General features: G+C 43.4%; 6 protein-coding genes. 3 read left to right on the top strand and 3 right to left on the bottom strand.

Going from position 1 to position 7784, the window contains the following annotated elements; genetic code table 11:
- Window positions 1-19: 19 nt before the first annotated feature.
- Complete coding sequence (locus AM279_RS08460) at window positions 20-640, bottom strand: outer membrane beta-barrel protein (protein WP_160316437.1); 621 nt, start codon at window positions 638-640, stop codon at window positions 20-22.
- Window positions 641-852: 212 nt separating this feature from the next.
- Here AM279_RS08460 and AM279_RS08455 point away from each other — a divergent pair, with 212 nt between their 5' ends.
- Complete coding sequence (locus AM279_RS08455; protein WP_054407548.1) at window positions 853-1812, top strand: ABC transporter ATP-binding protein; 960 nt, start codon at window positions 853-855, stop codon at window positions 1810-1812.
- On the opposite strand, the gene AM279_RS08450 is transcribed toward AM279_RS08455, so the two are convergent.
- Window positions 1809-2198: an energy transducer TonB gene (locus tag AM279_RS08450; protein WP_054407547.1), complete on the bottom strand. Its 390-nt coding sequence runs from the start codon at window positions 2196-2198 to the stop codon at window positions 1809-1811. The genes AM279_RS08455 and AM279_RS08450 overlap by 4 nt on opposite strands.
- 133 nt (window positions 2199-2331) lie before the next feature.
- Between AM279_RS08450 and AM279_RS08445 the strand changes: the two genes are divergently transcribed.
- Window positions 2332-3342 carry a 3-oxoacyl-ACP synthase III family protein gene (locus AM279_RS08445; RefSeq protein WP_054407546.1) on the top strand — a complete coding sequence of 337 codons (1011 nt, stop codon included), beginning with the start codon at window positions 2332-2334 and terminating at the stop codon, window positions 3340-3342.
- 214 nt (window positions 3343-3556) lie between these two features.
- The gene (locus AM279_RS08440; RefSeq protein ID WP_054410208.1) at window positions 3557-4078 is read left to right on the top strand and encodes a L,D-transpeptidase family protein; all 522 of its coding nucleotides are present in this window, start codon (window positions 3557-3559) and stop codon (window positions 4076-4078) included.
- Between the two features lie 418 nt (window positions 4079-4496).
- Here the strand turns inward: AM279_RS08440 and AM279_RS08435 are convergent, their stop codons facing one another.
- The gene (locus AM279_RS08435; protein WP_054407545.1) at window positions 4497-6905 is read right to left on the bottom strand and encodes a TonB-dependent receptor domain-containing protein; all 2409 of its coding nucleotides are present in this window, start codon (window positions 6903-6905) and stop codon (window positions 4497-4499) included.
- Between the last annotated feature and the right edge of the window lie 879 nt (window positions 6906-7784).

Below are 7784 nucleotides of genomic sequence, written 5' to 3'. Positions count from 1 at the left end.
CTTTTGGCAGCCGTTTTTTTTATCTCCAGTCGTTGTCAGAACCGTGTTTGCCCAGATAAAGCGTCAGGCCAATAGAGGCGTTAAGTATGCCTCCGGTAAAGAAATTGGATCTGTCTACCATATCATGTGGATAGCCATCCATCCTGTAATGTTGCTTAATATTAAGCGTATAAGAAAGATCTGTATGTAGTGTAAGGTTTTTTATTATATAAATTTGGGGGGTAATGCCAATGGTAACATTCCCTATATTATCGTCATTAGGAAATATGTTAGATTTTGCATAGGTATAGCCTAATCCTGCATGTGCCAGCACGTTTACAAAACCACCTGTATAGCGGGGCAGGGATAGTGCACGGCCTACATTATAAACCGCCTGGGCAGATATTATTTTATAATCAACACCGGTTGCAGGAGTAGCATCTGTGCGGAATTTATCCTGTGAATAAAAGGCTTTTATACCCCAAAATTCATTAAACATATAGCGGCCGCCAATATTAAAATACTTGGTATCAGTAAGGTTAGGGGTAGAGGCAATGCTCAGTCCATAAGAGCCTTCTAATGAAAACTGGCCGTGGCTTTCCTGAGAAAAAGTTGATAATGAGATGATTAGCATTAAAAACGCTAAGATTGATTTTTTCATAAGTTGATTTTTTAAAAGGTTGGCAAAATTAGCTGTTTTGATTATTAAATTTACAATTTCATAATGTAAATATGTGAGCATATTGATGATTTAACAATTATATCGATGTATTGCAACTGGTTACAATTGTCAGATTTATTTACATAATAGAATGTTATATATTTTTAGATTAGTAGGTTTAGCTATATTTTTGCACCTTAATTCCTGCTTAAATGCTTGCTGTAAAGAACATATCGTTCGGGTATACCGAAAACACCATACTGCACAACATTTCGTTTAATGCCAAAACAGGCCGTAACATTGCCGTAATAGGCGAAAGCGGCTGTGGAAAGAGCACGTTGCTTAAGGTTATCTATGGCCTGTATGACGTTAATGCCGGGGAGATTACCTTTAAGGGTGAGCCTGTTACCGGCCCTAAGCACAACCTGATACCGGGTATGCCCTACATGAAGTACCTGGCGCAGGATTTTGACCTTATGCCTTATACTACAGCTGCCGAGAATGTTGGGGCTTACCTGAGTAATTTTTACCCCGAGGAGAAGCGCAAGCGTACTATGGAGCTGCTGGAAATTGTTGAAATGCAACAGTTTGCCGATGTTAAGGCACAATACCTTAGCGGCGGCCAGCAACAGCGCATTGCCCTTGCTAAGGTGCTTGCCCTTGAGCCTGAAGTGCTTTTACTTGACGAACCCTTTAGCCATATTGATAACTTCCGTAAAAATGCGCTGCGCCGTAATCTCTTTGCCTACCTGAAAGCCAAGGGAATAACCGTTATTGTGGCCACGCACGACAGTACAGATGCCCTTTCGTTTGCCGATGAAACTATAGTGCTGAGGGGTGGAAAAATAATTGATATGGCTGCCAGTAAGGATATTTACTACAACCCGGCCGATAAGTACACGGCATCGTTATTTGGCGAGGTAAATGAGATAAAACTGGAGTTGCTAACCCTTACACAAAACCCTGAAGAAAAGGTGCTTATATACCCCCACCAGCTTATTGTAGCCGAAGGTGGACCACTAAGGGTGGTGGTAAAACAATGCTATTTTAAAGGAAACCGCTACCTTGTGAAAGCAGCGCTCGATAAGCAGGTTATTTTCTTCGAAAGCCAAAAAAAACTACCTGTAAATCTTGAGGTTAGCCTTGCGGTAGACCGAAACGCCTTTGGTTAATCCTTAAAACCGGTTATGATTATTGGGTATAGGTAGCCTGTTCTTGTGGCCTCGTTGCCTTTAGAACCCGGTATCCAGGCAGGGCATTTTTCAAGCACATCTATAATCCTTTTATCGGTTTCTTCGTTTACGCTGTCAACTATCTGTATGTTAGATAGTTTTCCGTTTGTTTCTACCACAAATTTTACAAAAATCTTACAGTTTTTTGTAAACTTCAGGTTGCTTTCCACATACTTTGTAAACGCCGTCATACCACCCGGAAACTGTGGCGAAACCGACCATGTTTCCGCTTCCTGCGTTGCAACTGTTTTGTTTTCAGTAGTTTGGGCAGTTGCTAAAACCGATACTGAAAACAGCGCTATAAGTGTGGGTATCAACCTGGGCATACTACTTTTTTTGCCAAATATAACAACTTAATCAGCAGTTTTATTGCCCAATATCCCAAAAATTGACTATATTTAAGCTTATAATTTGCAGATTGACTAATTTTGCCCTCTAAAATTCTCTAAAACAGCAACTATGTACCATTCCAGGATATCAGGATTAGGCCATTACGTGCCCGATAATATTGTTACTAATGATGACCTTTCCAAGCTTATGGATACCAACGATGCCTGGATTCAGGAGCGTACCGGTATACAGGAGCGCCGCCATGTGGTTAAGGGTCAGGATACTACAACCACAATGGGCGTTAAGGCAGCACAGGTAGCTATTGATCGTGCCGGTATCAGTAAGGATGATATAGACTTCATTGTCTTTGCTACCCTTAGCCCTGATTACTATTTTCCGGGGCCGGGTGTGCTGGTACAGAGGGATTTAGGCCTGAGCCGAACCATTGGCGCCCTTGATGTGCGCAATCAGTGCTCAGGGTTTATTTATGCCCTTTCGGTGGCCGACCAGTTTATCAAAACCGGTATGTATAAAAATATCTTAGTTATTGGTAGTGAGGTGCATAGCACAGGGTTAGACATGACTACCCGTGGCCGTTCCGTATCGGTTATCTTTGGTGATGGAGCAGGGGCAGCCGTGCTTACCCGCGAGGAAGATACAACCAAAGGCATACTTTCTACACACCTGCATAGCGAAGGTCAACATGCTGAGGAACTGAGTCTTATAGCGCCGGGTATGGGTAAAAGGTGGGTAACCGACATCATTGCCGATGCCGACCCTAACGACGAAAGCTACTACCCCTACATGAATGGCCAGTTTGTGTTTAAAAATGCAGTGCAACGTTTCAGTGAAGTAATAGTTGAAGGTTTGAAAGCCAATGACTTACAGGTGTCTGACATTGATATGCTCATTCCCCACCAGGCCAACCTGCGCATCAGCCAGTTTATACAACAAAAGTTTCAGTTGTCTGATAACCAGGTTTATAACAACATCATGAAGTACGGCAATACCACTGCTGCATCGGTGCCAATTGCCCTGACCGAAGCCTGGGAACAAGGTAAAATCAAGGAGGGTGATACTGTCGTTTTGGCAGCTTTTGGTAGCGGGTTTACCTGGGGAAGTGCCATCATAAAGTGGTAACTCGATAAAGTAATTTCTTACATTTTAACAAGAAATTAACGCTAATATTTCACTTTCGGAATTCATTTTCCATCAAATAGCCCAGCAAATACGTTGGGCTATTTTTTTGCTCCTGATTTTTGATTTTACACCTAAAACCGGATTAAAAATTTTCACGCTTTTTCAGAATGAAAATTCAGGTTTACCAAATGGCAAAAAAATTATCTTTACAGGTATGAAACCTAAAACCGTAATATCGCTCATTAGCCTTGCCGCCATAGGCGCCATTACGGCCTATTATTTTTATCCCGGCAAAAAGCTGCCTGCCGGTACGGTTATAGACCGTCTTGTGGTGTATAAGTCTAAACGGACCATGGAGGCCTGGGCTAATGGCCGCCTTATAAAAACCTATACCATAGCCCTGGGTGGCAATCCCACCGGCCACAAAGAGTATGAGGGCGATATGCGTACCCCCGAAGGCACCTATACCATCAACGCCCGTAACCCCAACAGCGCCTACCACAAAAACCTGGGCGTGTCCTACCCTAATAGTGCCGACCGTGCCCATGCAGCCTCAAGAGGTAAATCACCCGGCGGCGACATCAAAATACATGGCCTGCGCAACGGCCGTGGCTACATAGGCAAATTTCACCGCTTTAAAGACTGGACCCACGGCTGCATTGCCGTTACCAATCCTGAGATTGATGAGCTCTACGCCGCCGTTAAAGATGGTGCGGTGATTGAAATCTTACCTTAGTTGGGGGTTGCGGGTTGGGAGTTGTTTTAAAGTTCAGGATAAACTTAGTAGCCAGATATCAAGGGAATAGCAGTTTTCATGTTCCGTAATGCTTGGTCTTACGAAGCATGAGCTTATAAAACGCCTGTTAAGCAATCCGACCCTGTAAGGGTCAGATCTTCCATAGCCCCGGGCATCGCCCGGGGGATTCTTTGTTACCCTGAACTTTAAAACCAACCCTCAACTCCCAACCCCTAACCAAAAAAGCAAGCCCCGCACATTGCTGTAGCGGGGCTTACCAACCTAAACCTATTTTCCCTGTTGGGAGTTGCGGGTTTTGAGTTGTTTTACGGTTGTTTATCCAACTGTACACTTTGTGGTACTGAACTTTAAAGCCAACTCTAAACCCTCAACTCCCAACCCTAAAAGCCTGCGGCTTTTAGAACATTCCGCCTTGTTGCGAAGTATTGTCATCACGCTGTTTGCGCTGCATAGCCCTGTTTTTGCCTGAACCAAACATATAGTTTAGGCCAAAGTATACCGTGCGGCTCTCCCACCTGAACTCACCGCTTTGCGGGAACGGGTTAAGCCCGCTAAAGCCGTAGCGCATGGTTTTAAACATATCGCTAAAGCGAAGGCTCAGCGTCATTTTATTGTCCAGAAGGGTGTAGCGTGCACCGCTGTCTATCTTATACATTTCTTTGCTGTCACCCTGCACACCGCTTACCGGCCCACGGTAAAAGCCAAACAGGTTAAGGCTAAGCCTTTTGTTTACTTTAAAGTTGCTGTTTAGCCTGGCATTAAAGGCGTTAACGTCTACCTTGCGGTTAACAAACTCATATTCGGTATCGCTGCCCGGCTCCAGTACGCTTACCATACCCTGCTGGCTGATGCTGCTAAAGTCTACCGCCGGCTGTATATCCCACCACTTGTTTATTTTGTAGTTGGCCGAAACCTCAAAACCATACGATTTGTTGTTGTTAAAGTTATCAAAGCTCATAATCTGGTCCTGGGTGTTGTCAGTAGTTTCATCCGGGTAGAAAATGCGGTTGATTTCGTTATCTATAAGCCTGTAAAAAATACCACCGGTAATGCTTGAGCCCTGGCCAAACATACGGGTATAGTTAAACTCAACCGAGTTAGTAAACTGCGGCTCAAGCTCAGGGTTACCTAATGATGTAAGCTGTGGCGTGCTAAATTCGCGTATAGGCTTGGTCTGGTCAAGGCTTGGCCTGTCTACACGGCGGCTGTAGCTCATCTGGAACATATCTTTTTCGCTTGCAGTATACGTTAGGTATGCCGAAGGATATACGGTAAAATAGTCGTCTTCAAAAGTGCTTTCGCCACGGTTAAAGTTGGCCTTGGCCTTGTAGCTCTCAAAGCGTGCACCCAGCTGGTAGCTCCATTTATCAAAACGCTGTCCCCATGTGGCATAGGCGCTGTAAATGTACATATCGTAGGTATAAACCGAGTTTTGCAGTGCCGGGTTGGGCAGCGGGCGTGTAGTGTTGTAGCTGTTATCGCTGCCTATAAGCCTTGCTTCGGCGCCAAGCTCCATTGTGCTTTTGTCATCTATAGGGTTAACATAGTCAAGGTTGGCCGTAAAGTTTTCGCGTTTGTCTACCACATCATCCGTATAATAAGTAGGGGCGGCGCTGCCGGTTGTAGTATCATAATCTACAAACTGGGTTTCCTTGCTGTCGTTATAGTTCGATTCAAAATCAAGCGTATGGCCTTCTTTCTCAAACTTATGCTTAAAGGCAAGGTTGTAGCTGTTGTTGTGGTTATCGCTGTCTAACGAGCTGTTTTGGAAAATGTTTTCAAGTGGGCTGCCTTCGGGGTAGGTAATACCGTTGCCTATGGTTGCCGTGCCCTTGCCGTAGTTTTGGTTGGTATAAACCGATAGCGTGTTGAAATCGTTAATGTAGTAGTCCATACCTATTTTACCCAGTATGCCCTGGTTGTCGTTAACCACATCAATATCGTTGCGCGAGTTTACGTCATGGCGGCTTACCACACCACCGTTAAAGTATTCGCCAAAGTTACTGCCCACATTGGCAAAAAAGTTAACCTTGCCGGTGCGGTAGTTCATATCGAGCGAGTTGTTGAATTTAGGCGTTTCACCAAAGGTAATACCCGCATTAAAGCTGCCGTTAAAACCGTCGTTAGCGTTTTTGTGCAGTACAATGTTAATAATACCGCTCATACCCTCGGGGTTGTACTTGGCGCTGGGGTTGGTAATAAGCTCAATTTTTTTGATGGATGTGCTGGGGATTTGCTTTAGCAATGTAGCCGCATCAATATTGGTAGGGCGGCCGTCTACAAGCACACGCACGTTAGCGTTACCGCGAAGCGATATATTACCGTCCTGGTCTACGTTAACCGATGGAATGTTGTTCATGATTTCGCTGGCAGTAGCGCCTGCGGTGGTAAGGTCACGCCCCACATTAATAACCTTACGGTCTATTTTTTGCTCTATGGTGGTAAGCTCTTTTACAATTTCAACCTCCTCAAGCTGTGTGGCCGATTCGCCCAGGGCAATAACGCCCAGTGCAGCCGATTTAGAGGCATCAGTCAGTGTTGCGCTCATTACTTTAGTTTCATAACCCATGTAGGTTACTTCTACGGTATAGCTTTTAAGCGGAAGGTTTTTTATGGTAAAATCGCCCGTTTCGGTACTTACGTCACTTGCGGCAACGGTAGCGCCGTCTTTAACCACAATGCTTACATAAGGCAGGGGTTCTTTGGTAGTGCCATCGGTAATTTTACCTGATATGCTACCTGGATTTTGGGCAAAAAGAGTTGTGATGCTGCCAATAAGCAGCACAAACAGCATGTGTAACTTCATTGTTCGTTAATTAATTGTTAGCCTTAAAAAAGCGGCGGGTGGTTAGCCCGCCGCCGGGCCTGATTGATGATATGCTCATAAGACTAACGACGAAATATTTTGTTACACGATTTTGTTACAATTTTATTATTTAGAATCTTTTTAAGATGTAAGTTATTTTAATTTAGGGAATTATGGGTGTTTGATTTTGTTTTAAGAAATTAATTTTTTGTAGTGAAGAATGCTTTTCAGATATCTTACTGCCTGTAAAAATCGTTAAACGGTAGTATGCGGGGCTGTTTCCCGTAGGGAAAAAATTTCGGTAGCAACGGTTTGAATGGGTTGGCTTTTTGCCGTAGGCAATCCATTTCGGTAAATAAAAATCCCCTGTAGTATTCTATGCTATAGGGGATTAAAGGTTTAAACACAAAGACACAAAGAGCACAAAGTAAAATTTCAAGTTGCTTATTTTCAAAACTTTGTGATCTTAGTGTCTTTGTGTTTGATAAAAATAAACATATCTTCAACAATTATGTTTTTTTAACCACAACGAACACAAAGGTTTGCACAAAGGCCACAAAGAAGTTGCTTCAAACTTTTATATTTTCCTTTGTGATCTTAGTGTCTTTGTGTTTGATAAAAATAAACACATCTTCAACAATGATGTTTTTTAACCACAACGAACACAAAGATTTACACAAAGGTCACAAATCAGACTATCTTTATAAAGACCATAAAGCTTTGTGGTCTTTAAGAGTAAAAAACCTGGTGTTCTTGGTGTAAATCTTTGTGGCCTTTGTGTCAAAAAAATTAGACTTTACTTGTGTCTACGAGATAGTTGTGGGAGGGGAATAGCTTCACTCACACCCGCTTACTCCTATGTCAACTGCAAACTGCAAA

The sequence above is a fragment of the Flavobacterium akiainvivens genome (assembly GCF_001278115.1).
Taxonomy (GTDB): Bacteria; Bacteroidota; Bacteroidia; order Flavobacteriales; family Flavobacteriaceae; genus Flavobacterium; species Flavobacterium akiainvivens.
The sequence above is the reverse complement of the archived record's forward strand: the minus strand, read 5'-3'. Positions and strand labels throughout refer to the sequence as shown.